Origin of the sequence: Bacillus sp. FSL R7-0685 (assembly GCF_038002425.1) — a bacterium.
GTDB classification, from domain to species: domain Bacteria; phylum Bacillota; class Bacilli; order Bacillales; family Bacillaceae; genus Bacillus; species Bacillus subtilis.
Genome location: NZ_JBBOCN010000001.1, coordinates 68,751 through 95,551, shown reverse-complemented (window position 1 = coordinate 95,551; position 26,801 = coordinate 68,751). Strand labels below are relative to the sequence as shown.

Below are 26,801 nucleotides of genomic sequence, written 5' to 3'. Positions count from 1 at the left end.
AAAACATAATGCCGAGGGCCGGACTTGAACCGGCACGGTAGTCACCTACCGCAGGATTTTAAGTCCTGTGTGTCTGCCAATTCCACCACCCCGGCGTGGATGGTATAGTTGGAGCGGAAGACGGGATTCGAACCCGCGACCCCCACCTTGGCAAGGTGGTGTTCTACCACTGAACTACTTCCGCAGACAGGATGTCCAGTTTTTCTAACTGTTATCCTATATAATGCGGGTGAAGGGACTTGAACCCCCACGTCATAAAGACACTAGATCCTAAGTCTAGCGCGTCTGCCAATTCCGCCACACCCGCGTAAAATGGTGAGCCATGAAGGACTCGAACCTTCGACCCTCTGATTAAAAGTCAGATGCTCTACCAACTGAGCTAATGGCTCTTCTACAAGAGACTTGAGTATTATATCATATAAAAGTGGTGCCGGCAAGAGGACTTGAACCCCCAACCTACTGATTACAAGTCAGTTGCTCTACCAATTGAGCTACACCGGCATAATGGTGGAGGATGACGGGCTCGAACCGCCGACCCTCTGCTTGTAAGGCAGATGCTCTCCCAGCTGAGCTAATCCTCCATAATTGCACTAACGTGCAATTGCTTGGCGGCGTCCTACTCTCACAGGGGGAAACCCCCGACTACCATCGGCGCTGAAGAGCTTAACTTCCGTGTTCGGTATGGGAACGGGTGTGACCTCTTCGCTATCGCCACCAAACAAATTGAGAGTGTTCTCTCAAAACTAGATAACAGGTGTGACATCATTCAAAAATATGGTTAAGTCCTCGATCGATTAGTATCTGTCAGCTCCATGTGTCGCCACACTTCCACCTCAGACCTATCAACCTGATCATCTTTCAGGGATCTTACTTCCTTGCGGAATGGGAAATCTCATCTTGAGGGGGGCTTCATGCTTAGATGCTTTCAGCACTTATCCCGTCCGCACATAGCTACCCAGCGATGCCCTTGGCAGAACAACTGGTACACCAGCGGTGCGTCCATCCCGGTCCTCTCGTACTAAGGACAGCTCCTCTCAAATTTCCTGCGCCCGCGACGGATAGGGACCGAACTGTCTCACGACGTTCTGAACCCAGCTCGCGTACCGCTTTAATGGGCGAACAGCCCAACCCTTGGGACCGACTACAGCCCCAGGATGCGATGAGCCGACATCGAGGTGCCAAACCTCCCCGTCGATGTGGACTCTTGGGGGAGATAAGCCTGTTATCCCCGGGGTAGCTTTTATCCGTTGAGCGATGGCCCTTCCATGCGGAACCACCGGATCACTAAGCCCGACTTTCGTCCCTGCTCGACTTGTAGGTCTCGCAGTCAAGCTCCCTTGTGCCTTTACACTCTGCGAATGATTTCCAACCATTCTGAGGGAACCTTTGGGCGCCTCCGTTACCTTTTAGGAGGCGACCGCCCCAGTCAAACTGCCCACCTGACACTGTCTCCCCGCCCGATAAGGGCGGCGGGTTAGAAGGTCAATACAGCCAGGGTAGTATCCCACCGATGCCTCCACCGAAGCTGGCGCTCCGGTTTCCAAGGCTCCTACCTATCCTGTACAAGCTGTACCAACATTCAATATCAGGCTGCAGTAAAGCTCCACGGGGTCTTTCCGTCCTGTCGCGGGTAACCTGCATCTTCACAGGTACTATAATTTCACCGAGTCTCTCGTTGAGACAGTGCCCAGATCGTTGCGCCTTTCGTGCGGGTCGGAACTTACCCGACAAGGAATTTCGCTACCTTAGGACCGTTATAGTTACGGCCGCCGTTTACTGGGGCTTCAATTCGCACCTTCGCTTACGCTAAGCGCTCCTCTTAACCTTCCAGCACCGGGCAGGCGTCAGCCCCTATACTTCGCCTTACGGCTTCGCAGAGACCTGTGTTTTTGCTAAACAGTCGCCTGGGCCTATTCACTGCGGCTCTCTCGGGCTTGCACCCTAACAGAGCACCCCTTCTCCCGAAGTTACGGGGTCATTTTGCCGAGTTCCTTAACGAGAGTTCTCTCGATCACCTTAGGATTCTCTCCTCGCCTACCTGTGTCGGTTTGCGGTACGGGCACCTCTCACCTCGCTAGAGGCTTTTCTTGGCAGTGTGGAATCAGGAACTTCGCTACTATATTTCGCTCGCCATCACAGCTCAGCCTTATGGGAAACGGATTTGCCTATTTCCCAGCCTAACTGCTTGGACGCGGATATCCAATACCGCGCTTACCCTATCCTCCTGCGTCCCCCCATTGCTCAAATGGTGAGGAGGTGGTACAGGAATATCAACCTGTTGTCCATCGCCTACGCCTTTCGGCCTCGGCTTAGGTCCCGACTAACCCTGAGCGGACGAGCCTTCCTCAGGAAACCTTAGGCATTCGGTGGAGGGGATTCTCACCCCTCTTTCGCTACTCATACCGGCATTCTCACTTCTAAGCGCTCCACCAGTCCTTCCGGTCTGGCTTCACAGCCCTTAGAACGCTCTCCTACCACTGTTCGAAGAACAGTCCGCAGCTTCGGTGATACGTTTAGCCCCGGTACATTTTCGGCGCAGAGTCACTCGACCAGTGAGCTATTACGCACTCTTTAAATGGTGGCTGCTTCTAAGCCAACATCCTGGTTGTCTAAGCAACTCCACATCCTTTTCCACTTAACGTATACTTTGGGACCTTAGCTGGCGGTCTGGGCTGTTTCCCTTTCGACTACGGATCTTATCACTCGCAGTCTGACTCCCAAGGATAAGTCATTGGCATTCGGAGTTTGACTGAATTCGGTAACCCGGTAGGGGCCCCTAGTCCAATCAGTGCTCTACCTCCAAGACTCTTACCTTGAGGCTAGCCCTAAAGCTATTTCGGAGAGAACCAGCTATCTCCAGGTTCGATTGGCATTTCACCCCTACCCACACCTCATCCCCGCACTTTTCAACGTGCGTGGGTTCGGGCCTCCATTCAGTGTTACCTGAACTTCACCCTGGACATGGGTAGATCACCTGGTTTCGGGTCTACGACCACGTACTCATGCGCCCTATTCAGACTCGCTTTCGCTGCGGCTCCGCATCTTCTGCTTAACCTTGCACGGGATCGTAACTCGCCGGTTCATTCTACAAAAGGCACGCCATCACCCGTTAACGGGCTCTGACTACTTGTAGGCACACGGTTTCAGGATCTCTTTCACTCCCCTTCCGGGGTGCTTTTCACCTTTCCCTCACGGTACTGGTTCACTATCGGTCACTAGGGAGTATTTAGCCTTGGGAGATGGTCCTCCCGGATTCCGACGGAATTTCACGTGTTCCGCCGTACTCAGGATCCACTCAGGAGAGAACGAAGTTTTGACTACAGGGCTGTTACCTCCTATGGCGGGCCTTTCCAGACCTCTTCATCTACCTCGTTCTTTTGTAACTCCGTATAGAGTGTCCTACAACCCCAAGAGGCAAGCCTCTTGGTTTGGGCTAATCCCGTTTCGCTCGCCGCTACTCAGGGAATCGCATTTGCTTTCTCTTCCTCCGGGTACTTAGATGTTTCAGTTCCCCGGGTCTGCCTTCTCATATCCTATGAATTCAGATATGGATACCACTCCATTACGAGTGGTGGGTTTCCCCATTCGGAAATCTCCGGATCAAAGCTTGCTTACAGCTCCCCGAAGCATATCGGTGTTCGTCCCGTCCTTCATCGGCTCCTAGTGCCAAGGCATCCACCGTGCGCCCTTTCTAACTTAACCGTTAAAAAGAATCACTATGTGATATCTTGTATTACTAATTGAATGTGATGTCTACTGTTATCTAGTTTTCAAAGAACACGTTTCGAAGGAATGATCCTTCAAAACTAAACAAGACAGGGAACGTTCTGTTTATAAGACCCAAGGTCTTATATTCCGTATAATATCCTTAGAAAGGAGGTGATCCAGCCGCACCTTCCGATACGGCTACCTTGTTACGACTTCACCCCAATCATCTGTCCCACCTTCGGCGGCTGGCTCCTAAAAGGTTACCTCACCGACTTCGGGTGTTACAAACTCTCGTGGTGTGACGGGCGGTGTGTACAAGGCCCGGGAACGTATTCACCGCGGCATGCTGATCCGCGATTACTAGCGATTCCAGCTTCACGCAGTCGAGTTGCAGACTGCGATCCGAACTGAGAACAGATTTGTGGGATTGGCTTAACCTCGCGGTTTCGCTGCCCTTTGTTCTGTCCATTGTAGCACGTGTGTAGCCCAGGTCATAAGGGGCATGATGATTTGACGTCATCCCCACCTTCCTCCGGTTTGTCACCGGCAGTCACCTTAGAGTGCCCAACTGAATGCTGGCAACTAAGATCAAGGGTTGCGCTCGTTGCGGGACTTAACCCAACATCTCACGACACGAGCTGACGACAACCATGCACCACCTGTCACTCTGCCCCCGAAGGGGACGTCCTATCTCTAGGATTGTCAGAGGATGTCAAGACCTGGTAAGGTTCTTCGCGTTGCTTCGAATTAAACCACATGCTCCACCGCTTGTGCGGGCCCCCGTCAATTCCTTTGAGTTTCAGTCTTGCGACCGTACTCCCCAGGCGGAGTGCTTAATGCGTTAGCTGCAGCACTAAGGGGCGGAAACCCCCTAACACTTAGCACTCATCGTTTACGGCGTGGACTACCAGGGTATCTAATCCTGTTCGCTCCCCACGCTTTCGCTCCTCAGCGTCAGTTACAGACCAGAGAGTCGCCTTCGCCACTGGTGTTCCTCCACATCTCTACGCATTTCACCGCTACACGTGGAATTCCACTCTCCTCTTCTGCACTCAAGTTCCCCAGTTTCCAATGACCCTCCCCGGTTGAGCCGGGGGCTTTCACATCAGACTTAAGAAACCGCCTGCGAGCCCTTTACGCCCAATAATTCCGGACAACGCTTGCCACCTACGTATTACCGCGGCTGCTGGCACGTAGTTAGCCGTGGCTTTCTGGTTAGGTACCGTCAAGGTACCGCCCTATTCGAACGGTACTTGTTCTTCCCTAACAACAGAGCTTTACGATCCGAAAACCTTCATCACTCACGCGGCGTTGCTCCGTCAGACTTTCGTCCATTGCGGAAGATTCCCTACTGCTGCCTCCCGTAGGAGTCTGGGCCGTGTCTCAGTCCCAGTGTGGCCGATCACCCTCTCAGGTCGGCTACGCATCGTTGCCTTGGTGAGCCATTACCTCACCAACTAGCTAATGCGCCGCGGGTCCATCTGTAAGTGGTAGCCGAAGCCACCTTTTATGTTTGAACCATGCGGTTCAAACAACCATCCGGTATTAGCCCCGGTTTCCCGGAGTTATCCCAGTCTTACAGGCAGGTTACCCACGTGTTACTCACCCGTCCGCCGCTAACATCAGGGAGCAAGCTCCCATCTGTCCGCTCGACTTGCATGTATTAGGCACGCCGCCAGCGTTCGTCCTGAGCCAGGATCAAACTCTCCGATAAAGTAGTTTGACTGACTACGCACATCGCTGTGCGATTTTTAAAAACTGAATTAACAGGTACGTTTTATCTTGTTTAGTTTTCAAAGATCATTTTGTTCACTTCGTTCAAGCGACTTTATTATTATAACTCGTTGACTCAGTGAAGTCAATAACTTTTTTTGAAGTTCTTTTTTTCGTTATCGCCTTGTTTAGCGGCAACGAATAATAATATACCACCTAGTAAATAATAGTGCAATAGTTTTTTTGAAGAAATACTAAGGAATTTAAAAAGAGCGGCATCCTTTCCCTATGGAGGATACCGCTCTTCTTTATTAGCGTTGTCTCATTTGCGGGAATAACAGCACATCGCGAATAGAAGGGGCATTCGTCAGCAGCATAACCAGACGGTCGATACCGATGCCTAAACCTCCTGTTGGCGGCATACCGTATTCCAGAGCTTCAACAAAGTCTTCATCCATTAGATGAGCTTCATCATTACCGGCTTCACGCTCTTTTAATTGCGCTTCAAAGCGTTCTCTTTGATCAATAGGATCATTCAGCTCTGTAAACGCGTTGGCATGTTCACGGCCAACGATAAACAGCTCAAAACGGTCTGTAAAACGCGGGTCCTCAGGGTTTTTCTTAGCAAGAGGAGAAATTTCTACAGGATGCCCGTAAATAAACGTTGGCTGAATAAGCGTTTCTTCAATTTTTTGTTCGAAGAATTCGTTGATGATATGCCCTACTGTCATAGAATCTTTAATTTCTACACCATGTTCTTTTGCATATTCACGCGCCTGCTCAACAGTAACCTCTTCCCAGAAATCAACGCCAGTCGCTTCTTTGACTGCGTCAACCATATGGATTCTTTTCCACTCCGGTTTAAGGTCGATTTGCTCTTCCCCGTATTGAATCGTAGTTGTGCCAAGCACTTCTTGGGCGATATGAGCGACAAGGTTTTCAGTTAAGCTCATGATATCTTTATAGTCCGCATATGCTTCATATAACTCAATCATTGTAAATTCAGGGTTATGGCGTGTAGAGACACCTTCGTTACGGAAAACACGGCCGATTTCATATACTTTTTCTAAACCGCCGACAATTAGACGTTTTAGGTGCAGTTCGATAGCAATACGCATATAGAGTGGAATGTCTAACGCGTTGTGGTGAGTGATAAACGGACGTGCAGAAGCTCCCCCAGGAATGCTGTGCATTGTAGGTGTTTCTACTTCTAAGTATCCATGATCATCAAGGTATCTTCTCATAGCTTGAATGATCTTGCTTCGTGTAATGAACGTATGTTTGCTGTCTGGGTTTACGATAAGATCCAGATAGCGCTGACGGTAGCGCTGCTCAACGTCTTTTAAACCATGGTATTTGTCAGGAAGCGGACGAAGCGCTTTTGTCAGCAATTCAAAGGAAGTTGCTTTAACAGACAATTCGCCTACATTTGTTTTGAAGACTTTTCCGGTTACGCCGATAAGATCACCGAGGTCAGAAGACTTGAAGATTTCATATTGGTCGTCACCGACACTGTCTTTTCTTACGTAGATTTGGATTTGGCCTTCTAAATCCTGAAGATGGGCAAAGCCGGCTTTTCCTTTGCCGCGTTTTGTCATCATGCGGCCTGCGATTGTAACTTCAATCGCTTTTTCTTCTAACTCTTCTTTGGTTAGATCTTGATATGCCGAAATAACTTCTTGAGACTGATGAGTTCTTTCAAAACGTGCGCCGAATGGATCGATGCCGTTATCTCTCAGCTGATTCATTTTATCGCGTCTGACTTGCAGCTGATCATTCAATTCTTCATGGTTATGCTCTTCTTGACTCATTGTTATCACTCCATTACAGATATTGTTTCATGAAAAAAGCAGAAAAACTGCCAGCGTAAAACTAGCAGTGAGCAGCAAATAGAGGTGAGTATTATCCTACTTTTGCATTTTGAAGCTCTTTTGCCTCAACTTCAACCGTAAATGCATCTAAAAGCTGTACAAACTCTTCTCTCGTCTCGCAATGATTGATTTCATTACGAACGTTCGCATTGCCTTTCACGCCTTTCAGATACCATGCAGCGTGCTTTCTCATTTCTCTTACCGCTACGTTTTCACCTTTTAAGTCAATCAGGCGGTCAAGATGCAGTTTGCATACGGCCATTTTTTCGCGTACTTGCGGCTCTTCTTTTAATTCACCTGTTTCAAGATACTGAACCGTACGGTAAATCATCCACGGGTTGCCCAATGCAGCGCGTCCGATCATGACCCCGTCTACTCCTGTCTCATCGAGCATACGCTTAGCATCCTGCGGTGTCTTAACATCGCCGTTTCCGATAACCGGAATCGATACTGATTGTTTTACTTCTTTGATGATATCCCAGTTTGCCGTTCCTTCGTACATCTGCACTCTCGTACGGCCGTGAAGCGCAACTGCTTTACCACCCGCACGTTCTACAGCCTGTGCATTTTTCACTGCGAAAATGTGGTCTTCATCCCAGCCCATTCTCATTTTCACTGTAACTGGTTTATTAACAGCATCCACTACTGCAGAAACCATTTCGTAAATCTTATCAGGATCGAGAAGCCATTTGGCTCCCGCATCGCATTTTGTAATCTTCGGCACGGGACATCCCATGTTAATATCAATGATATCAGCAGTTGTGTTTTGGTCTACAAACTTCGCCGCTTCCACAAGGGTTTCCTTTTTTCCTCCGAAAATTTGAAGGCTCAGTGGTTTCTCACGTTCATCAATATAAAGCATACCCATTGTTCTTGCATTGTTGTAAAGGATCGCTTTGTCACTGACCATTTCAGCGCATACCAATCCGGCTCCGAATTCCTTTACAGTCAATCTGAACGCAGAGTTGCAGACACCAGCCATAGGTGCGAGCACAACCCGATTTTTCAATTGAATATCTCCGATTTTGAACAATTTTTCTCCTCCTTTCATTTGTTCTATTTTTCTGGCGGCGCCAATTCGTCCGCACTTATATTTAAAACATCTGCTGCATCTTGAATGATGGCAGCTGACGGCAATCGGTTTCCGCGTTCAATTTCGCCGAGAATAGAAACTGATATACCTAATGCTTTTGCAAATCCTTCTTGAGTATAACCTTTCAGCTTTCTGAATGCACGAATTCGTCTACCCCAGATTTCTGCTTCCATACTCTTACACCTTCTTGGTCTGTTTCGGCGCTTGTAGCCTCTTTTTCAACCTGCTTGCAAATTTCCGCAAGCGGCGCAAGGACAAACAAACGCTCATACATTCTCGGATGCGGAACAATTAGTTGCTCTGTTTCAATATTTTCACGATTAAATAACAAAATGTCAAGGTCTGCCGTCCGCGGCCCCCATCTTACTTCCCTTGTTCTGCCTAATTCATTTTCTATCTGCTGCGTCAGTTCAAGGAGTTCAAAAGGGTTCAGTGATGTCTTGATTTCAACAGCCATATTCAAAAATTGAGCTTGATCTTCGTATCCGACCGGGTCAGTTTCATAAATAGACGACACTTTAGTGACTGTCACCGCAGCATGCTGATGCAGTAAAGCCACTGCTTGCCTTAAATACGTTTCTCTATCTCCAATATTAGATCCAAGTGCAATATAAGCTATGTTGTTCATGACTTTTTTCTCGTAATTTCAATGGCTACTGATTTATAGTGTCCGGGAATTGGCGGGTCTGGCTTAATCACTTTCACCGTACATTGCTGAACCGGCTGAAATTTTTCGAGAACAGTGTCAGCAATACGTTCTGCCAGCGTTTCCACCAATTTTACAGGCTCCCCTTCCACGATATCTTTACATACGTGATAGAGCTCAGCATAGTTGATTGTTTGTTCAAGGTCGTCTGTTTGTCCGGCCTTGCTTAAATCCAGCTCAGCGGTTAAATCGACTTTAAACCGCTGGCCAAGTTTGTTTTCTTCTTTGAACACACCGTGATATCCGTAAAACTCCATACCTTCTACATAAACTTTATCCATGGTGCACCCCTCCCTTATTCAGCATCGCGTCCATCATTTTCGCCATTCTGGCAATTTGTTTTACATCATGGACCCTGACAATGTCACAGCCTTTTTGAATGCCGAGACACACAGTCGCGCCTGTGCCCTCAGCCCGCTCCTCAGGCGGAAGATCCAGAACACGTCCGATGAATCTTTTTCGGGAGGTTGCCAGAAGAACCGGATATCCCAGCCCGCTGAAAATCTCTAGTTTGTTCATCACTGCCAAGTTATCGTGATAGGTTTTCGCGAAACCGATACCGGGATCAAGAATAATGTTCTTCTCGTCTACTCCGGCCTCAACAGCAATTTTTACACTCTCCATTAAGTCCGACAGCATATCCGGCAATAAGTCATTGTAGTTTCTTTCAGGGCGGTTATGCATGAGAACAATTGGAACATTATGTTCAGCTGCAACGGAAGCCATCTTCGGATCATGTTTGGCTCCCCAAATATCATTGATAATGGATGCGCCGGCTTTCACTGCTTCATCTGCGACAGAAGCCTTGTACGTATCTACAGAAATAGGAACACCAAGCTCTTTCGTAATCCGCTCAATCACCGGAATGACTCTGGACATCTCCTCATCCTCAGATACGCACTCAGCGCCAGGCCTTGTCGATTCCCCTCCGATATCAATGATATGGGCACCATCATCGATCATCTCTTTCGCGTGCAGCAGCGCCTTGTCCAAGCTGTCATATTTTCCACCGTCCGAGAAAGAGTCAGGCGTTACGTTTAAAATTCCCATCACCAGCGTCTTCTCTTTATATGATAAAGCGCTGGGCTTAGTGTGGATTACTTGTGTTTGATCTATTGTGTGCTGCGCCATGCTCTTCCTCCCTTTTCATACATCATGTTCTTTATTTCTTTTTTGTATAACAATTGAAGAGCGGAGGTTGCTTCTCCGCTTTGGCTTCCATAGTTTACTTCTTCTATTTTAGTAAACGGGATGATTTCAAGAACCGAGTTCGTCATCCACGCTTCGTCAGCTGTCAAGAGAGCTTCTAGCTCATATCGGCCCGTTTTGAGCTCCAGGCCGATATTCTTTGCATTTTCTATGATAAAACGTCTCGTGACGCCGTCCAGAATACCGGTATCAAGCGATGGCGTATAGATACAGCGACCTTTTCTCCAGAAGACATTAGATATGATACCCTCTGCAACAGCTCCATCCTCCGTTAAGAAAATTCCCTCGACACGCGGATCATTTCCAATTTCCCGTTTCGCATACATATTATTTAGATAATGATGAGATTTTAACCGGAACGATCCCTCTGGAGTGTTTCTCCGTATCGATAAAACCTTTCCTTCTTTTTGCAAAGGAAGACTTTCTGGTTTCAGCTGATTCACAAAGCATAAAACGGTCGGCTTATCGTACGTCTGGGCGACAAAGCCTTTATCGCTGATTCCCGCTGATATGTTCAGTCTGACGCGGGCATTGCCATCCTTGATATCATTTAGCTTAAGCAGCTTGTCCAGCATCTCAAGGATCTCATGCTTTGAAACAGTATATTCGATTTGCAGATCCTTAAGCGCGCGTTCAAGCCTTTCTATATGCCAATCAAGCAAAAACGGGCAGCCTTCGTAGAGCCTGAAGGTTTCGAAAACACCGATCCCATATAAAAACCCATGGTCAAAAGGAGAAAGAACTGCATCTTTCTCCTCCATATACCGGCCGTTCACATATATCATCACGCAATAACTTCCTTGCGATATGTCTCAATAAAATTTCTGAGCATTTCTTTCCCAAAGGAGGTCATAATAGACTCTGGGTGAAATTGCACGCCCTCTATCGGGAGGTCATTGTGGCGAATAGCCATGATTTCTCCTTCTTTCGTTTGTGCTGTTACTGTAAAACAGTTTGGCAGCGTCTCAGGTTTTACGATCAGCGAGTGGTATCGCGTCGCAACAAGGGGGTTTTTCAACCCTTCAAAAATGGTTTTGCCGTCATGCTCGATATCCGAGGTTTTCCCGTGCATAAGCCGTTCTGCCCTAACAACATCACCACCGAACACTTGTGCGATGGACTGATGTCCGAGACATACACCGAAAATAGGAATTTTCCCTGCGAAATGTTTAATTGCTTCGAGGCTGATTCCCGCCTCATCAGGGCTGCACGGTCCGGGAGATATCATCAGAAAGTCCGGAGACAGTTCTTCAATTTCTTCGATTGTGATGCTGTCATTGCGTTTCACAACCAGCTCTTCCCCAAGCTCGCCCAAATACTGTACCAAGTTGTACGTGAATGAATCGTAGTTATCAATCATTAAAATCATTTCTCCGCTCACCTCATCTAATTTTTGTCTCTTCTTTGCTCAGCTCTAATGCTCTTTGCATCGCAAAAGCTTTTTTGAATGATTCCTTGTATTCGTGCTTCGGAACAGAATCAATCACAACTCCTGCGCCGGACTGCATAAATGCCTGCCCTCCGGTTGCATAAATGGTTCGAATGACGATATTAAACTGCAGATCGTGATTATATCCAAACCATCCTATAGATCCAGTATAAAGCCCTCGGCGTGTCGGCTCAAGTTCTTCTATAATTTCCATCGTTCTTACTTTCGGTGCACCAGTAATGGTTCCTCCGGGAAACACAGCATGAATAATATCTACAGCATCATACCCATCCTGCAGTTCACCTTGGACATTAGACACAATGTGCATCACATGCGAGTATTTTTCAATTGCCATGAATTCATTTACGCGCACAGACCCGTAACGTGATACTCTTCCCAGATCATTTCGCTCAAGATCAACCAGCATGACATGTTCCGCGCGTTCTTTTTCATTGTGTATCAATTCGTTTGCAAGCGCCTCGTCTTCTTCATTTGTTTTCCCTCTGGAACGGGTGCCCGCAATCGGTCTTGTCTCTAATAGCTTGCCCTTTTTGCTGACAAGCAGTTCAGGCGATCCGCAAATGATTTGGAAATCAGGTGTTTCTAAATACGCCATATAAGGAGAAGGATTTACTTCTCTCAAGGTTTTGTAAATTTGATATGGGTGGGCAGACAGTGACTGTGACTGCCTTATTGATAGATTGACTTGAAACACATCTCCGCTGGCAATGTATTGTTTGATTTTCTCTACAGCTTGTGAGAACCCATCCTCGGTAAATGGCGCCGCGAAAGAACCATCTGTTTCAGGGTTCATCTCTCGCGAAGAGACAGCGGGAAGCTCAGTCAGCCACATCTGCTCTAACTCAGATAGCTTCACATCCGCTGTTTCCTGATCAGAACCATTAACATGAGTAATCAGCCATAGAGACTCTTCTTGATGGTCATAAACTGCTATATCATCAAAAACAAGAAAATAAATATCTGGTGTTTCTAGATCATCTAACGAGAGCATTTTAAAATTTTCAATGTACCGTGCGTAATCATAGCTGAGAAACCCGATTGCCCCGCCTTGAAAGTCAGGGAACTCATGATTCGTTTCTGTTTCCAGCGTTTTAAACCAGCTGTGGAAGGCCCTTAATGGATCACCTTCTTTAAACAGCATCTCATCACCATGCTTAATTGTAGTTATTCCGTCTTTTCCTTTCACAGTTGCAATTGGATCAAGACCGGCTATACTATATCTGCCGCCTCTTGCACTTTCGAGAAGTACATGATGTTTCCGGGATTGCGCAAGTTTCTCAAATTGTTGTAAGAATGAGTCTTTTTGAAAAGGTATTTTTTTGCCTGCCGGTCTGCGTTGTGCCATTTGTATCATTCCTCTATTTTCTTTTTTACTTGTTTTTAATTGTAAAGCAATGTGGTTAGTGAAAAAAGTGAATTTCTCTTCCAAGAATAACATTCGTCGCAGACATGGCATATTTGATGCACGAAATATAAAAAAACTCCCGGCAGACCGGGAGTTTTGGCTTTTTTTAATCGAATTGATACAGCGGCGTGCTTAGATAACGTTCGCCGTTACTTGGAATGATGGCCAATACTTTTTTGCCTTTTCCGAGTTTTTTTGCTACTTGAAGAGCAGCATAAATTGCCGCACCTGATGAGATGCCTCCGAGAATTCCTTCTTCACGTGCAGCTCTGCGGGCATATTCGAATGCTTCTTCATTCTTCACAGGGAAGATTTCATCATATACTTCAGTGTTTAAGATGTCCGGCACGAATCCAGCTCCTATTCCCTGAATTTTGTGGGGGCCTGGTTTTCCTCCTGAAAGCACTGGGGAATCTGACGGTTCAACAGCATAAATCTTGATGGAAGGGTATGCTTCCTTCAGCACTTCGCCCGCTCCCGTAATCGTTCCGCCCGTTCCGATTCCGGCTACAAATGCGTCAAGCTGGTCATCACCGAATTGCTCAACGATTTCTTTACCCGTTGTTTGGCGGTGAATTTCTGGGTTAGAAGGGTTGTTAAACTGCTGCGGCACAAAGTATCCGTGCTTTTCAGCAAGCTCTTCAGCTTTCTTAATGGCACCTTTCATGCCTTCCGCACCAGGAGTCAGCACAAGTTCAGCACCGTATGCGCGAAGAAGGTTGCGGCGCTCCATGCTCATTGTATCAGGCATAACCAAAATGGCTTTTAATCCTTTAGCAGCAGCAACCATTGCAAGCCCGATTCCAGTATTTCCGCTTGTCGGTTCAATGATTGTATCACCGGCTTTTAATTTTCCTTCTTTTTCAGCCGCTTCAATCATGGCTAAACCGATACGGTCTTTTACACTGCTTCCAGGGTTCATGTATTCAAGTTTTAGATATACATCCGCACTGTTTTCATCTGCAAGGCGATTTAATTTAACGATTGGCGTATTCCCAATTAATTCAGTAATGGAGTTTGCTACACGTACCATTCTCGACACCTCAATTTCCGACTATTTGTATTGGTATTATGTATATAATCTATCAATTTCAAAATTTTTTGTCAATCACTTAGTACTTTTTTCCCCATAAAACCAAGATACATCGGCTTCTTTCCAAAGTGTCTTAACTGTCGCTTTATCGCCTAGCTGATCCATTGCGATTTGCCGTCTGATCTGGTCCTTTACTTCATCAAATGAGAACGTTCTTGCCTTTAGTTTTTCTTTCAGCTGGATAATGGCATATCCGTTGCTGACCTTTATTGGTTCCTGAGACCATTCATCCTCTTTGAGTGTTTTCGCCTCTTCAATGTATGCTGATGGAATGTTGTCTGATGCCTCTGTGACAAAACCTAAATCTCCGCCGTATGGTGATGTATATCTGTCTGTAGATCTTTCGGCAGCGACAGCTTCAAAGCTTGATCCGCCTTTCAGTTCTTTCAGGACTTCTCTCGCTTCTTCTTCATCTTTTACAACAATGTGCCGAATTCGATACGAATCATCAAACTGATATAGTTCCTTATTTTTATTATAGAATGATTCCAGTTCTTTGTTTGAAATATCGATATCCCTTGTTAACAATTCTTCAAGGAGGATATTATAACGAATTTGGTCTTTCCACTCTTTCTCCGTCGTATGTTCATCTTCGTAAAAGGAATTATTGACCGCTTTAATCAGTAAAAACTCACGATCAACTTCGCTTTTGGATATTTTAAGGTTGTTCTTTTTAGCCAGCTGCTCAACAACTCGGACATTGATCATATCTTCAAGCGTTGACTTACCATACTGATCTTCCATTTCTTTCAGCCATTCTTCTCTTGTCACACTCTTGCCCCCGATAGTCGCAATAGACTCACCGGATGACGATGCGCCGGCTTGGGATTTCGTCAGCGTATATGCAACAGCAATACAGCAAACCAACAGCGCCCCTAAAATAATGGTCCAGATTGTTCTTGATTTCAAACCTGCTTTCAGCCCCTTTTCTCAAATTAAAAACCCGCTAAAGAGCTTAGCGGGTAGTTTGGTCACGAAGCCCTTCCAGCTCTTCTTTTGTAAATAAGTACTTTTCATTACAAAAATGGCATACTGCTTCGGCTTGTCCATCTTCTTCTATCATATCTTGAATTTCTTTTTTGCCTAGTCCTAAAATGGCTGTTTCGAACCGTTCTTTTGAACAAGGGCAATGGAATCTGACAGGCATCGTTTCCAAAATCTCAGGTTTCTCGCCTAGGACTTCTTCTAAAATTTCTTCTGGTGTCAGCCCTTTTTGGATGAGCTTAGAAATCGGCTCTACTTGAGATAGACGCTGTTCAATTTTTGTGATTGTTTCATCATCTGTTCCCGGCATCAGCTGAATAATAAAGCCCCCTGCCGCAAGAATGGTATTGTCAGGATTTACGAGCACACCTACGCCCACTGATGAAGGAACCTGCTCAGATGATACAAGATAGTAAGTGAAATCATCGCCTAATTCTCCTGAAACGATTTCTACTTGTCCTGTGAAGAACTCGCGCAAACCTAAATCTTTTACGACACTTAACGTTCCGTTTGTTCCAACCGCACGTCTGACATCAAGCTTGCCTTGTTCATTTAAATCAAAATGAACTTGCGGGTTAGAGACATAGGCTCTGACTTCTCCTTTGGCATTGGCATCAGCTACAATAGCTCCGATCGGACCTCCGCCCTCGATTTTCACGGTCAGCTTATCATCGCCCTTCAGCATAGCGCCGAGCATAAGTGAAGCTGTCATTGTGCGGCCCAATGCAGCGGATGCTGTCGGCCACGTACCATGGCGTCTCTGCCCCTCATTTACCATATCAGTCGTTCTCGCCGCATAAGCCCGAACTTTTCCGTCATACGCAAGTGCTTTTACTAAATAATCCATTACTAAACCTCCTATACACTTCCTACGCGGTTTCTTTCATAAATCAATTCCAGCCCTTTTAGGGTTAAGAATGGATCAACGATGTCTATACAATCTGATTCGTTCGCAATGAGCGGCGCCAGGCCTCCTGTCGCAATGACCTTTGGTTCCTGTTTTGCCTGCCATTTCATTCGCTTAACGATTCCTTCCACTTGGCCGACATAGCCAAATAAAATTCCAGATTGCATCGCGCTAACAGTGTTTTTTCCGATAATATTGTCGGGCCGGGTGATTTCGATACGCGGAAGCTTTGCTGCACGCGAGTAAAGCGCCTCTGTCGAAATTGTAATCCCAGGGGCAATCGCCCCGCCCATGTATTGTTTGTTTTCATCAATATAGCAGTACGTTGTGGCGGTTCCGAAATCGACAACAATTAATGGATTGCCGTATAAGTGTATCGCAGCGACAGCATTTACGATTCTGTCTGCCCCCACTTCTTTCGGATTGTCATATTTTATATTTAAACCGGTTTTCATACCTGGACCAACAATTTGAGGCTCGATATGAAAGTATTTTGTGCACATTCTTTCTAACGCAAACATGATTGGCGGCACTACTGACGAAATAATAATGCCATCTATCTGTTCAAACATAAGCCCGGAGTGATCAAATAAGGAGCGCAAAATCATCCCAAACTCATCTTCTGTTTTATGCCTGCTTGTTTCTATACGCCAGTGATATTCTAATTTTCCATCATGATATACACCAATTACAGTATTGGTGTTCCCCACATCGATAACCAGTAACAACCTCTATCACCACTTTTGAATAGTTTCTCTACTTTACTTTTTACAAACATTCTACAATACCATACACGATCAGCGGCTCATTTGTAAACAAATCGATACCAGAATTGGATGATTGTAAAAGCCGCAGCTGAGCCCATCATTTACATAAAAAAACTGCCAGCGTCAGCCGGCAGTTTTTTTAGAAAGAAAGCGAATTACTCCTTCGTATCGTCTTTCTTTTCTTCTGTTTTTGTCAGAATGTTTACTTTCACATCATCGTTCTTTTCATCATCTGAGAAATTACGCTCAGGTAATGTTCCATGATCGATAAGGTGTTTGATTTGTTCAGCGTCAAGCGTTTCAACTTTCAGAAGCGTTTGGGCAATCAATTCAAGCTTGTCACGATTTTCAGTCAGGATTTGTTTCGCACGCTCATAACATTCTTTGATGATGCGCTGAATTTCCTGATCAATTTCGTAAGCGATTTGATCACTGTAGTTCTGTTCGTTGTTGAAATCACGGCCTAAGAATACCTGACCGCCCTGAGACTGTCCAAATTGCAACGGTCCCAGTTTTTCTGACATACCGAATTCCGTAACCATTCGTCTTGCAATATTCGTCGCACGCTGGAAGTCATTGTGCGCCCCTGTGCTGACTTCACCGAAGATAATCTCTTCAGCAACACGTCCGCCCAAGAGGCCGACAATTTTATCAAGCAGCTCCGGCTTTGTTTGGAAATAACGGTCTTCTCTTGGCAGCATAACAGCATAACCGCCAGCCTGGCCCCGAGGAACAATCGTTACTTTATGCACCATATCTGCCTCATCTAAAACGAGACCGATAACGGTGTGTCCGCCTTCGTGATAAGCCACGATATTGCGTTCTTTCTTGGAGATAACGCGGCTCTTCTTAGCGGGTCCGGCAATTACACGGTCCGTCGCTTCGTCAATATCACGCGCATCGATTTTTTTCTTGTTTTGACGAGCCGCTACAAGAGCAGCTTCATTCAAGAGGTTTTCTAAGTCAGCGCCTGAGAAGCCTGGTGTTCTCATGGCAATTGATTTTAGGTTAACCGTTTCATCCAGCGGTTTGTTTCTCGCATGGACTTTCAATACAGCTTCACGGCCAATGACATCTGGGCGGTCCACTGTGATTTGACGGTCAAAACGTCCCGGACGAAGTAAGGCTGGGTCCAAGATGTCCGCACGGTTCGTCGCAGCAATGATGATAATTCCTTCATTAGCGCTGAATCCGTCCATTTCAACAAGCAATTGGTTTAGCGTCTGTTCACGTTCATCGTGTCCACCGCCGAGACCAGCGCCACGCTGGCGTCCGACTGCGTCAATTTCATCAATGAAGATCAAACAAGGCGCATTCTTTTTCGCATTTTCAAACAAGTCACGCACACGGGAAGCACCGACCCCTACAAACATTTCAACGAAATCAGATCCGCTGATGCTGAAGAAAGGTACGCCGGCTTCTCCTGCACAAGCCTTGGCAAGCAATGTTTTACCGGTACCCGGAGGTCCGACTAAAAGCACGCCTTTCGGTATTCTGGCGCCGAGCTCGGCAAACTTGCGGGGATCTTTCAGAAACTCAACAACTTCAACAAGTTCTTGCTTTTCTTCGTCAGCCCCTGCAACGTCTTTAAATTTGACGCGTTTCTTTTCCTCTGTATACAGCTTCGCTTTACTCTTGCCAAAGTTCATGACACGGCTGCCGCCGCCTTGAGCCTGATTGAGCAGGAAGAAAAACAGAATAAAGATAATGACAAATGGGATGATGGTCGTCAGGAACGTCACCCATCCGCTTGTTTCTTGCGCGGGCTCAACCTTTACGTCTGTCTTTTTCAAAGCGTTAAATATCTGGTCTGCTCCCTTTCCTTCAGGAACATGAGTCAAAAAGTATTGATCTTTGTCGTAGTTTTTCAGCTGCCCTTTTACCTCATAAACACCTCTGACAGGCTGAACCGATACGCTATCAACTTTCCCGTCATCCAGGTTTTTGATGAACGTACTGTACGACATATTTTCTGTTTTCGGATTTGAGGTCTGGAAGTAGCTCACAACCCCGATTACTACTAATAAAATAAGTAAATAAAAAATGGTATTACGGAAGACCCGATTCATTCCTTACCTCCTCCCACAGTAAGCACAACTATGTTCAATAGTACCATAGAAAATCATTCCAATACAAACAATAACCATCTCGGAAGCAGGCTGCCGATCAGCTTTCATAAACTGCCGGTTTTAACACTCCGATATAAGGCAGATTGCGATAGCGCTCAGCATAATCAAGTCCGTAACCCACTACAAACGCGTCAGGAACTTCAAAACCGACAAAGTCTGCTTTGATGTCCGCTTTTCTTCCGCTCGGTTTATCCAAAAGGGTAACAATCTTAATTGATTTTGCTTTACGGTATCGGAAGAGCTCTACGAGATAACTTAAGGTTAACCCACTGTCGATGATATCTTCAATAATTAAGATGTCCCGGCCCTCTACAGATGTATCCAAATCTTTAATGATTTTTACTTCTCCAGAAGAAACCGTAGAATTTCCGTAGCTTGATACATCCATGAAATCCATTTCCAAATATGTATCAATATGCTTGATAAGATCCGCCATAAAAGGAAGTGCTCCTTTTAACACACCGATTGCCAACGGAAATGTATCTTGATACTCGCTCGTTAATTCTGCACCTAACTCTTTTACTTTCTTTTGTATCTCTTCCTCTGAGATCAGTACTTTCTCGATATCATGTTTCATCATGATTTTGCTTGCCCCCTACACTTTTCATGCTGTCTATATTGTAATACAATGCGGTCGCTGTTTGGAATCACAAGATCTTCAAAAATTGATTTTTTCAAGCCAGGTATCCAGATAATTTCACCGCTTGCGTCCGTCACAATCGGCCAGTTGTCTCTTTCTTGGAGAGGCAATTTCTTATCAATAAATATATCCTTTACCTTTTTTGAGCCGTTCATCCCTTTTAGTTTGATCCGGTCTCCAGCTTTTCTCGTCCGGATTGTTAAGGGAAATCGCACCTTTTTTTCACTTGTGATAAAAACAGCATTCCCATGTTCTTCAGGCGAGTCCGCATAATGCCTTGCCTCTATCAGATATCCATTAGGGAGCACTGCCGTTTCATCAGAAGCTCCGCTAATTTGGTATTCAAAGGGAACATTTTTGCACTGCCATTGTTCAAATGTAAACAAACATGTCTGATATGATTTGACCACCTTCAGCCCTTTCGGAAAGTCCAGTACTCCTGAAGGACCGCCATTTTCCGCCCAATCGAGAAACTGCTGAATGTGATGGGCTGAAAAGGATGATGGAACGTTTTCATAAAGATAGTTTAATATTAGTTGAACTCCTCTTCTTTGTAAAGGCATCGGGAGGGCAAGCAATTGAGAGGAATTGATTTCAACTGATGTATTAGACTGGCTTGTGATTACTTTATTCATTTCATCTTTCGTTAATGACTGTAAGAATTGCTCATCTTCCGTCAGTGCTTCACTCACTTTCTGAAACCTTTTATGCACATCCTGAGATTCCTGCTTCAAAAACGGGAGCACTGTTTTTCTGAATCTGTTTCTTGTGTAGTCATCTTTGGCGTTGCTTTCATCCGTCCGGTAGTTCAAGCCGTTTTCACGGCAATAGTGAAGGATCTCTTCCTTTGTAATAGTTAAGAACGGCCTGATGATCCGCCCCGTCCCAAAACGTCTAACCGGCTGCATTCCCGCAAGTCCCGTTCCAAGCGTACCCTTAGCCAGTTTCATAAGCATTGTTTCAATCTGGTCATCACCATGATGCGCAAGAGCCAGATAGTCCGCTTGGTGCTTCGACATGATTTCCTCAAAAAACTGGTAGCGGCAATCGCGTGCTGCAGCCTGCTTATTGAGTCCTTTTTCCTGTGCATATGCGGTTACATTGATTTGAGCCGTTTCGCACACGAGCTGTTCAGCTTTACAATAAGCTTGGACAAAACGCATGTCCTCCTCGGATTCCGCACCTCTGAACCGATGGTCAACGTGAGCTGCAATAACATTCGCTGAACGGCCGCATAACGTATGCAACGCGTGAAGAAGAGCCATTGAGTCCGGACCGCCGGAAACGCCTACAATGATTGTCGCCCCTTTTAACGTAAGATTGTGTTTGTTTAAAAAATCTTTGACACTTTTCACAATGTCCTCCTCACAATGAGCAGGTATTTTAAAGATATTCATATCCTAACACTTTCAACCCCTCCAAGCAAAGAAGAAGCATAGGCTCTGCAGTTTGCACCATTCAGATTAAGAAAAAGATAATATAGGCGAAATAAAGCGCTAAAACACTGATCACGATCAGCGTTGTTTCAAATAACCCCCCCGACTTAGCCGGTTTCTGTTTTGGGGTATATCGCGTCTTCGTTATTTTTCCTTGGCGCGGTTTTTGCTGTCTTTGTCGTGTGGCAGGCTGCGGTGATGCTTTTATAGGCTGTTTTCTTTGTGCTGCTTTTTGCCCCGCGTCTAGCATATCCTTTTTCATTTCATCTGCGGATTGATAATCTCCGTTCAAGGCTGAAAAAAGCACTTTTTTATACTTTTGAAGCAGCGGGTTTCCTTCGATGAGAGACCTAAGCTGTTCTTTGGGCTGGTTCGTTTTCTTAAATTCTTTTTTATGCACACTGTTGATCATAATCATGGCAACTGCGAACAGATCATAGGATGGCTCTGCCTTTCTTGTTCCATACCCCCAATAGCCTCTGTCATAAAACTCCGTATACTCTTTTATCGCCCGGCCTTCCTTTGTCGTGCCGCCCACATCAATGCAGCGGATCCTTGCGGGCGGACCAGTTACGATCAGATTGTCAGGTTTAAGATCGCCGAATATCCATCCTTGCTGGTGAAGCACCGATAAGCTGGATAACAGTTGAATCATTAATACCGGTATCCACTCTGCTCCTTTATCACTGACATACTTCAAAAGCAGCGGCCCTTTTATGTATTCCATTGCATAAAATGAAATTTTCGTATTGGCACTGGGAATATAGGCATCATCCGTATCAAAAAAAGAAGGCCCCATCGTAACGGACTGGGCCTTTGAGAAAGATTTCAAGACATTCACTTCAGAAGTAATAGACAGGCTGTCATCACTCACCTTTAAGGCAACATGTCCATCTGATGTTTCTGCCAAATACACAATTCCATTGGCCCCTTTACCAAGCTGTTTACGCAATGTATAAGTGTTTCCATTCCACTTGCCTTTGATTGTCGTACCCGGCTTGAGGCTACATGCCAAACTCGTCAAAGCGTCGTTCATCATCTGCCAGCATGCCCCTTCTTGAGCGTATTTTTTCAAACTGCAGTGTCGCTTCACGAATCGCTGGACCTGTCGGCGTGATGCCGCCTGTCGAAAGCTTTGCAAAGAGTGTGGAAAGAGATTGCAGCTTCGGTGTCCAGTTCAGCACAAGCTCGACCTCTTGTTTTTTCCCGGGAAATATACACATCGCAAATTCGTTATTCCCGATTCGGGAATTGAGGCTTACAGACAAATCAATCAGCGCCTCTTTTACTGTTGGAAGCTTTGGCGCCATACTTGCACTTGTATCAACAAGAACCAAAACCTGAAGATGCACCGTTTCTCCAAGCTCGTCTACCACTTCCATGACTTCGCCGCGTTTTTCTGGAGAAAGCTCTTCCATTTCCACATTCTTTCCGAGAATCTGTTTCAGTTCTTGATTGACTACACCTTGTAAGGTTTGCGTCATCGCTTTCTTTGTTACCATTTGAACAGTTTGTGAAAGCTGAGATGCATAAACGACTTGGTGCACACCTCCTCCGGCAAGTGCAATCCCTTCGACTTCCTTCATTGCCTCAGGGTCAATTTGATTTTCTTCCATTATACCAATGACATTTACCGTAATCCCCTGCTCTTTAGCAAAAGCAGCCATTGCAAGCGGGTCTTCCCCATGGTTTGAGCAGCCATCCGTTATCAGCAAAATTTGATTTAAATGTCCGTTGTTCACATTCATTCCTCCTGGAGAATACGAGGATTCTCAGATTCATATATTCCCATCTTCGCCAGAAGAAATTTGATTTATACGGAAGCGTTATGAAATTTCTTGTTTGTTTTGAAAGATTGCCGGAACAGGAATGGATGCCCACTTCGGTGTATTGTGATCAATCCGGACGACAACAACAGTCATATCGTCCTCAATTTGGCCGGATCTTGTGCGGATGACTTCTTCCATAAGCAAATCGGCAATCTCCTGCGGGTCATTTGTTTTCAACCCTTTCATTTTACGCTTCATCCATAAGTCGTGATTTTCCACATGCTTAGGCCCCTCAAAAATGCCATCACTCATCATAATTAAGAGGTCACCCGCTTTCAGCTGTTCACTCACAACCTCCACATCAAATTCATTAATAATACCGATTGGCAGATTGCTCGCTTGAACTTTCATGACCTGGTCACCCCGTTTGATAAAGCTAGGCGTCGATCCAACCTTCAAAAATTTACAGCTGGCATCTTGAAGATCGATAATAGATAGGTCAAGCGTGGAATATATTTCGTCAGTTGTCCTTAGAGACAGTATGCTGTTGATCGTTTTAATTGCTATTTTTTCATCAATTCCCGATTCAAGGATTTTTTCAAGAAGCTTGATCGTTTCATTGCTTTCAAAGTGCGCTCTTGCGCCATTGCCCATTCCGTCACTGATTGCTGCAGCATATTTTCTGGCTCCAAGCTCCATCATGCTGTAGCTGTCGCCGGAGACAAGGCCGCCGCCCTTCGCAGCGTGAGCAGCTCCCGTGGACACCCTGTATGATTTTGTTGATCCAAAGGCGACATGGCTGTATCCATTCGGATGCGGAGAGTGCTGTTCGGCTTTCACAAGAATTTGTTCCTCCAGAATGTCAGAAAGCATAGGAGCAATGATTTTTTCACTTTCTCCATGTCCGCTGAACGGAATGGTCATTTCAATATCGATATTTCCTTGTTCAAGACTATAGATCTCGACATGCTGAATCTCAATTCCGAAATGCTGAAGCGCTTCTATGATTTGCTCTTCCTGCAGAAAGTGCTGTTCTCGCTCTCTTTTTATTTCCCGAGAAAAGTCGGCCATAACCTCAGAAACGCCTAAAAGCTGTTCAGCAACAAGGCGCCTGCTGTCTTGGACTTTTTTCTTGAGTGTCAAATGGGCATGATGATGTGCGAGCTCATCCTCAATCAGCTCTTCAACCTGCTTGGATTTAGAACAATACTGTTGAAACTCTTTTTTCAGCCTTCGGTTTGATGCATATTCTTTTTCCTCTGTTTCAAGCATAACTTGTTTCATTAAGTCATATGTTTTATCAAAGTTCTGTACCCAGCACCTGTTTTTCTTGTAGCACGTCTGGCAGGAATGCTCCGTGATTTTGCTTAAGAACAGATCAACTTCGCTGTCATCTGTCTGTTCGTCTGATGCTTGATAAAAGGTTGCAAAGCTTTCAGACAGCGCGTGAAATACATTGGAGAATTGGTCTACCTTCTGAGCAGTGACATCACGGATTTTTCTAGCGTATTGCTGTTGCTCTTGAAGATGCTCGACAGTTCCCGGAATATATCTCGCCACTTTCCTCGTAATAGATTGAGGTGTGAGCAAAAACAGGCCGACTGCGATTAATGACTCATAGAGCGTTGTCATCAGACCGGCAGAGCCTTCACCATATAAAGATATAAGAAGTGATCCAACGATCAAACCAATTGCTGCACCCGCTTTTTTCCCTTCCTTCAGCAAACCGCCCAATAAACCGGAAAAAGCAAGCAGACTCATTTGATATAGGTTTCCGATATTCGCCAAGCCAAGAATCAGGCCGGTCACAACCCCAACCGTACAGCCGATGCTTGCTCCGCCAATAAAGGAAAAACTCAACACAACATAACGAGCCAATATATGTTCTGCCTGCATCCCTTGGTAGGACAAGCCGGCCAGCCCCGTTAAAACAGAGGCAATAAGAATCATAAAGCAAATGATTTCCTCTATTTTTAATGATTGTTTCACTTTTTTCACAGTAAAAATCGGAAGGCTCTGAAGGAAAATCAGTGTTAAGATAAACGATAGTCCAGCCTCAACGATAGCCATTACATAATCATAGGTTGTAAATACGCCATTTTGGGCATAAACAAACCCGGCTCTTGCTGCAGCCATCGAGAAGAACACGACAATCGGGAGTGCTTTTACACGATCGTCGGTAATGAAGGCAGCCACTTTAGAAAATACGAAGAATGCCAGCAATGCCGCCAGTATGAGCAATGAGTGCTTTGGAGATATGGTCAGCGCACCTGCAAGCACAGCCAAAACCGCATAAAACGCTTTGTCTCTTCTGATAAGAAGCATCGCTCCAAAGAAAGGAAGTGCGAAAGGAAGCACCTCGGATAATATGAAAGCCCGTCCAAGCAAAAATCCGATGACAACATAAATGAATCCTTTATAGAAAAACAGTGAATGCAAATGATGAGTCACCAGCTTCGTGCCCCTGTTAAAAAACGATTGGAGTTTTTCCAAAGCTTGTCCCGCCATTGGCCCGTTCACTCTTCTTTCTGCTTTTTCCATTCCTCTCATCTCCCACCTGTTATATTCGTTGCCTGTCATTATAGCGAAAGCACAGATAGGATTTTGTCAAAAGAAGGTAACAATACCAAAGAAATCTTCGACGGTTTCTGCCTTGATATTCGTTTATGAAAAGAATTTCCGGAATGTTGTCTAAAAATGAAAAAAATCGGCTTCTGCAAGAGAAACCGATTTTTTAGGATGACCCGTACGGGATTCGAACCCGTGTTACCGCCGTGAAAGGGCGGTGTCTTAACCGCTTGACCAACGGGCCAAACAAATATGGTAGCGGCGGAGGGGATCGAACCCCCGACCTCACGGGTATGAACCGTACGCTCTAGCCAGCTGAGCTACACCGCCATATTGTTTTGTGCTTATAAGCACAAGTTATATAATACAAAGGTTTGTCTCTTTCGTCAACAGAAACTTTAATGTTTTAATTTTCTGACTCTTAAAGAGGATGAGGATAATAAAAAAGCATCCGTCGGGATGAACGGATGCTTCATTTATTTTATAGAAAGCAGCAAGTTATCCTCTTCTTGCTCCGCGCCCTCCACGTTTTGATTCCGTATTGCGTTTTAAAGATGACAAGCGATCTTCGCTGTCTTTTAAAAACTTATTCATTTTCTGTTCAAAAGATTCTTTCGGACGGAAATCATTTCTAGGTCTGGCTTGCGGACGGTCTTTAGCTTTTTTAATAGATAAACCAATTTTCCCGTCTTTTTCAACGTTGATGACTTTCACTTCAACTTGGTCGCCGACTTTTAAGTGGTCGTTAATGTCTTTGACATAATTATCAGCTACCTCACTAATGTGAACGAGACCGGTTGAGCCTCCAGGCAATTCAACAAATGCTCCAAAATTTGTAATACCTGTAATTTTCCCTTGCAACTTGCTGCCAACTTCAATCGACATAAAAAAAGTGCTCCTCCTTAGGCTTATAAAAAGATCGTTTGCTTAATTATACCTAAATAAAAATTTAAGTGTCAACAAGGCTACTTGCTCTTCTTCTCCACATTGAAGATAATTTCTCCGTCTCCAGACATGAATAAGTCCCTTCTGGCAAGCTCTGTGACGTAATCCTCATCCTTCAATTTGGATATTTCTTCTTTTAAATCCGTTTGTTTTGTCTTTAAACTTTTCAGTTCTTTTTCAAGCTGTTCTTTCTTTTCTTCTTTTGCACTAAGGGAAGATGTTTGGGACCATACAGAGCTTGCCAGCACAATTGCCGTCAGGAATACTAGGGCGCCGAATACAGTTAACCGTCTGTACAGCCCTTTGCGTCTTCGTTTCTTCAGCTGATTTTGCCGTTCTACTTGTTCTTTATAGTCGTTTTGTATTTCAGTTATCGTTCGTTCCCTGGAAAAATTCAAACCAGACGGT

Annotated in this window: 21 protein-coding genes, 8 tRNA genes and 3 rRNA genes; all 32 read right to left on the bottom strand. The window is 45.3% G+C overall.

The window, feature by feature from the left end; translation table 11 throughout:
• Positions 1-9 precede the first annotated feature (9 nt).
• A tRNA-Leu gene (locus tag MKY50_RS00525) sits at positions 10-95 on the bottom strand.
• A gap of 14 nt (positions 96-109) precedes the next feature.
• A tRNA-Gly gene (locus tag MKY50_RS00520) sits at positions 110-184 on the bottom strand.
• 40 nt (positions 185-224) lie between these two features.
• Positions 225-307, bottom strand: a tRNA-Leu gene (locus MKY50_RS00515).
• Positions 308-313: 6 nt separating this feature from the next.
• Positions 314-389: transfer RNA gene (locus MKY50_RS00510), tRNA-Lys, on the bottom strand.
• A gap of 36 nt (positions 390-425) precedes the next feature.
• A tRNA-Thr gene (locus MKY50_RS00505) sits at positions 426-501 on the bottom strand.
• Between the two features lie 4 nt (positions 502-505).
• Positions 506-581 (bottom strand) — tRNA-Val (locus MKY50_RS00500).
• A gap of 22 nt (positions 582-603) precedes the next feature.
• A 5S ribosomal RNA gene (gene rrf, locus MKY50_RS00495) occupies positions 604-719 on the bottom strand.
• Between the two features lie 55 nt (positions 720-774).
• A 23S ribosomal RNA gene (locus MKY50_RS00490) occupies positions 775-3,702 on the bottom strand.
• Positions 3,703-3,872: 170 nt separating this feature from the next.
• Positions 3,873-5,422, bottom strand: a 16S ribosomal RNA gene (locus MKY50_RS00485).
• Together the 16S, 23S and 5S rRNA genes with 6 tRNA genes alongside form the textbook arrangement of a ribosomal RNA operon.
• Before the next feature lie 310 nt (positions 5,423-5,732).
• Entirely contained in the window at positions 5,733-7,232 is a 1,500-nt protein-coding gene (lysS, locus tag MKY50_RS00480; protein WP_003226674.1) for a lysine--tRNA ligase, read from the bottom strand.
• A 91-nt stretch (positions 7,233-7,323) separates the two neighbouring features.
• Positions 7,324-8,325, bottom strand: a complete 1,002-nt coding sequence (dusB, locus tag MKY50_RS00475) for a tRNA dihydrouridine synthase DusB (RefSeq protein WP_014475588.1) — start codon at positions 8,323-8,325, stop codon at positions 7,324-7,326.
• A gap of 23 nt (positions 8,326-8,348) precedes the next feature.
• Positions 8,349-8,558, bottom strand: coding sequence for a helix-turn-helix domain-containing protein (locus tag MKY50_RS00470; RefSeq protein WP_003226678.1), 210 nt, complete (start codon positions 8,556-8,558; stop codon positions 8,349-8,351).
• On the bottom strand, positions 8,510-9,013 hold the full coding sequence (gene folK, locus MKY50_RS00465; RefSeq protein ID WP_341116002.1) for a 2-amino-4-hydroxy-6-hydroxymethyldihydropteridine diphosphokinase: 504 nt from the start codon (positions 9,011-9,013) through the stop codon (positions 8,510-8,512). Before folK ends, MKY50_RS00470 begins: the two co-directional genes overlap by 49 nt.
• Positions 9,010-9,372 carry a dihydroneopterin aldolase gene (folB, locus tag MKY50_RS00460; protein ID WP_024571694.1) on the bottom strand — a complete coding sequence of 121 codons (363 nt, stop codon included), beginning with the start codon at positions 9,370-9,372 and terminating at the stop codon, positions 9,010-9,012. The genes folK and folB overlap by 4 nt, the downstream gene beginning before the upstream one ends.
• Complete coding sequence (folP, locus tag MKY50_RS00455) at positions 9,365-10,222, bottom strand: dihydropteroate synthase (protein ID WP_003242672.1); 858 nt, start codon at positions 10,220-10,222, stop codon at positions 9,365-9,367. The genes folB and folP overlap by 8 nt, the downstream gene beginning before the upstream one ends.
• Positions 10,204-11,085: an aminodeoxychorismate lyase gene (gene pabC / locus MKY50_RS00450; protein WP_003226685.1), complete on the bottom strand. Its 882-nt coding sequence runs from the start codon at positions 11,083-11,085 to the stop codon at positions 10,204-10,206. Before pabC ends, folP begins: the two co-directional genes overlap by 19 nt.
• Positions 11,085-11,669, bottom strand: coding sequence for an aminodeoxychorismate/anthranilate synthase component II (pabA, locus tag MKY50_RS00445; protein WP_015715111.1), 585 nt, complete (start codon positions 11,667-11,669; stop codon positions 11,085-11,087). Before pabA ends, pabC begins: the two co-directional genes overlap by 1 nt.
• Positions 11,670-11,682: 13 nt before the next feature.
• On the bottom strand, positions 11,683-13,095 hold the full coding sequence (locus MKY50_RS00440) for an anthranilate synthase component I family protein (RefSeq protein WP_044052656.1): 1,413 nt from the start codon (positions 13,093-13,095) through the stop codon (positions 11,683-11,685).
• A gap of 166 nt (positions 13,096-13,261) precedes the next feature.
• Positions 13,262-14,188, bottom strand: coding sequence for a cysteine synthase A (gene cysK, locus MKY50_RS00435; RefSeq protein ID WP_003218399.1), 927 nt, complete (start codon positions 14,186-14,188; stop codon positions 13,262-13,264).
• A gap of 75 nt (positions 14,189-14,263) precedes the next feature.
• On the bottom strand, positions 14,264-15,157 hold the full coding sequence (locus MKY50_RS00430; RefSeq protein WP_024571698.1) for a peptidyl-prolyl cis-trans isomerase: 894 nt from the start codon (positions 15,155-15,157) through the stop codon (positions 14,264-14,266).
• A gap of 46 nt (positions 15,158-15,203) precedes the next feature.
• A complete protein-coding gene (gene hslO, locus MKY50_RS00425) occupies positions 15,204-16,079 on the bottom strand; it encodes a redox-regulated molecular chaperone HslO (RefSeq protein WP_003226695.1) in 876 nt (291 codons plus the stop codon).
• Positions 16,080-16,090: 11 nt separating this feature from the next.
• Positions 16,091-16,867, bottom strand: a complete 777-nt coding sequence (locus MKY50_RS00420) for a type III pantothenate kinase (RefSeq protein ID WP_341116000.1) — start codon at positions 16,865-16,867, stop codon at positions 16,091-16,093.
• 194 nt (positions 16,868-17,061) lie between these two features.
• Positions 17,062-18,975 (bottom strand): ATP-dependent zinc metalloprotease FtsH, encoded by a 1,914-nt coding sequence (gene ftsH, locus MKY50_RS00415; protein ID WP_003243881.1) that lies wholly within the window; start codon positions 18,973-18,975, stop codon positions 17,062-17,064.
• A 97-nt stretch (positions 18,976-19,072) separates the two neighbouring features.
• The gene (gene hpt, locus MKY50_RS00410; RefSeq protein WP_003226700.1) at positions 19,073-19,615 is read right to left on the bottom strand and encodes a hypoxanthine phosphoribosyltransferase; all 543 of its coding nucleotides are present in this window, start codon (positions 19,613-19,615) and stop codon (positions 19,073-19,075) included.
• Positions 19,612-21,030 carry a tRNA lysidine(34) synthetase TilS gene (gene tilS, locus MKY50_RS00405; RefSeq protein WP_341115998.1) on the bottom strand — a complete coding sequence of 473 codons (1,419 nt, stop codon included), beginning with the start codon at positions 21,028-21,030 and terminating at the stop codon, positions 19,612-19,614. Before tilS ends, hpt begins: the two co-directional genes overlap by 4 nt.
• 103 nt (positions 21,031-21,133) lie before the next feature.
• On the bottom strand, positions 21,134-22,150 hold the full coding sequence (prkT, locus tag MKY50_RS00400) for a serine/threonine protein kinase PrkT (RefSeq protein ID WP_341115997.1): 1,017 nt from the start codon (positions 22,148-22,150) through the stop codon (positions 21,134-21,136).
• Complete coding sequence (locus tag MKY50_RS00395) at positions 22,116-22,853, bottom strand: VWA domain-containing protein (RefSeq protein WP_003243782.1); 738 nt, start codon at positions 22,851-22,853, stop codon at positions 22,116-22,118. Before MKY50_RS00395 ends, prkT begins: the two co-directional genes overlap by 35 nt.
• A gap of 84 nt (positions 22,854-22,937) precedes the next feature.
• Complete coding sequence (spoIIE, locus tag MKY50_RS00390) at positions 22,938-25,421, bottom strand: stage II sporulation protein E (protein ID WP_015253002.1); 2,484 nt, start codon at positions 25,419-25,421, stop codon at positions 22,938-22,940.
• 199 nt (positions 25,422-25,620) lie between these two features.
• Positions 25,621-25,692: transfer RNA gene (locus MKY50_RS00385), tRNA-Glu, on the bottom strand.
• 9 nt (positions 25,693-25,701) lie between these two features.
• A tRNA-Met gene (locus tag MKY50_RS00380) sits at positions 25,702-25,778 on the bottom strand.
• A 168-nt stretch (positions 25,779-25,946) separates the two neighbouring features.
• On the bottom strand, positions 25,947-26,333 hold the full coding sequence (locus MKY50_RS00375; RefSeq protein ID WP_003218379.1) for a S1 domain-containing RNA-binding protein: 387 nt from the start codon (positions 26,331-26,333) through the stop codon (positions 25,947-25,949).
• Between the two features lie 80 nt (positions 26,334-26,413).
• On the bottom strand, positions 26,414-26,791 hold the full coding sequence (gene divIC, locus MKY50_RS00370) for a cell division protein DivIC (RefSeq protein WP_003243211.1): 378 nt from the start codon (positions 26,789-26,791) through the stop codon (positions 26,414-26,416).
• Positions 26,792-26,801: the final 10 nt, after the last annotated feature.

Bases quoted from the DNA above. Each gene is read 5' to 3' on its own strand.
- lysS (WP_003226674.1), bottom strand. From the start codon at position 7,232: ATGAGTCAAGAAGAGCATAACCATGAAGAATTGAATGATCAGCTGCAA.
- MKY50_RS00470 (WP_003226678.1), bottom strand. From the start codon at position 8,558: ATGGAAGCAGAAATCTGGGGTAGACGAATTCGTGCATTCAGAAAGCTG.
- folK (WP_341116002.1), bottom strand. From the start codon at position 9,013: ATGAACAACATAGCTTATATTGCACTTGGATCTAATATTGGAGATAGA.
- folB (WP_024571694.1), bottom strand. From the start codon at position 9,372: ATGGATAAAGTTTATGTAGAAGGTATGGAGTTTTACGGATATCACGGT.
- folP (WP_003242672.1), bottom strand. From the start codon at position 10,222: ATGGCGCAGCACACAATAGATCAAACACAAGTAATCCACACTAAGCCC.
- pabC (WP_003226685.1), bottom strand. From the start codon at position 11,085: ATGATATATGTGAACGGCCGGTATATGGAGGAGAAAGATGCAGTTCTT.
- pabA (WP_015715111.1), bottom strand. From the start codon at position 11,669: ATGATTTTAATGATTGATAACTACGATTCATTCACGTACAACTTGGTA.
- MKY50_RS00440 (WP_044052656.1), bottom strand. From the start codon at position 13,095: ATGGCACAACGCAGACCGGCAGGCAAAAAAATACCTTTTCAAAAAGAC.
- cysK (WP_003218399.1), bottom strand. From the start codon at position 14,188: ATGGTACGTGTAGCAAACTCCATTACTGAATTAATTGGGAATACGCCA.
- hslO (WP_003226695.1), bottom strand. From the start codon at position 16,079: ATGGATTATTTAGTAAAAGCACTTGCGTATGACGGAAAAGTTCGGGCT.
- ftsH (WP_003243881.1), bottom strand. From the start codon at position 18,975: ATGAATCGGGTCTTCCGTAATACCATTTTTTATTTACTTATTTTATTA.
- hpt (WP_003226700.1), bottom strand. From the start codon at position 19,615: ATGATGAAACATGATATCGAGAAAGTACTGATCTCAGAGGAAGAGATA.
- prkT (WP_341115997.1), bottom strand. From the start codon at position 22,150: ATGATGAACGACGCTTTGACGAGTTTGGCATGTAGCCTCAAGCCGGGT.
- spoIIE (WP_015253002.1), bottom strand. From the start codon at position 25,421: ATGGAAAAAGCAGAAAGAAGAGTGAACGGGCCAATGGCGGGACAAGCT.
- MKY50_RS00375 (WP_003218379.1), bottom strand. From the start codon at position 26,333: ATGTCGATTGAAGTTGGCAGCAAGTTGCAAGGGAAAATTACAGGTATT.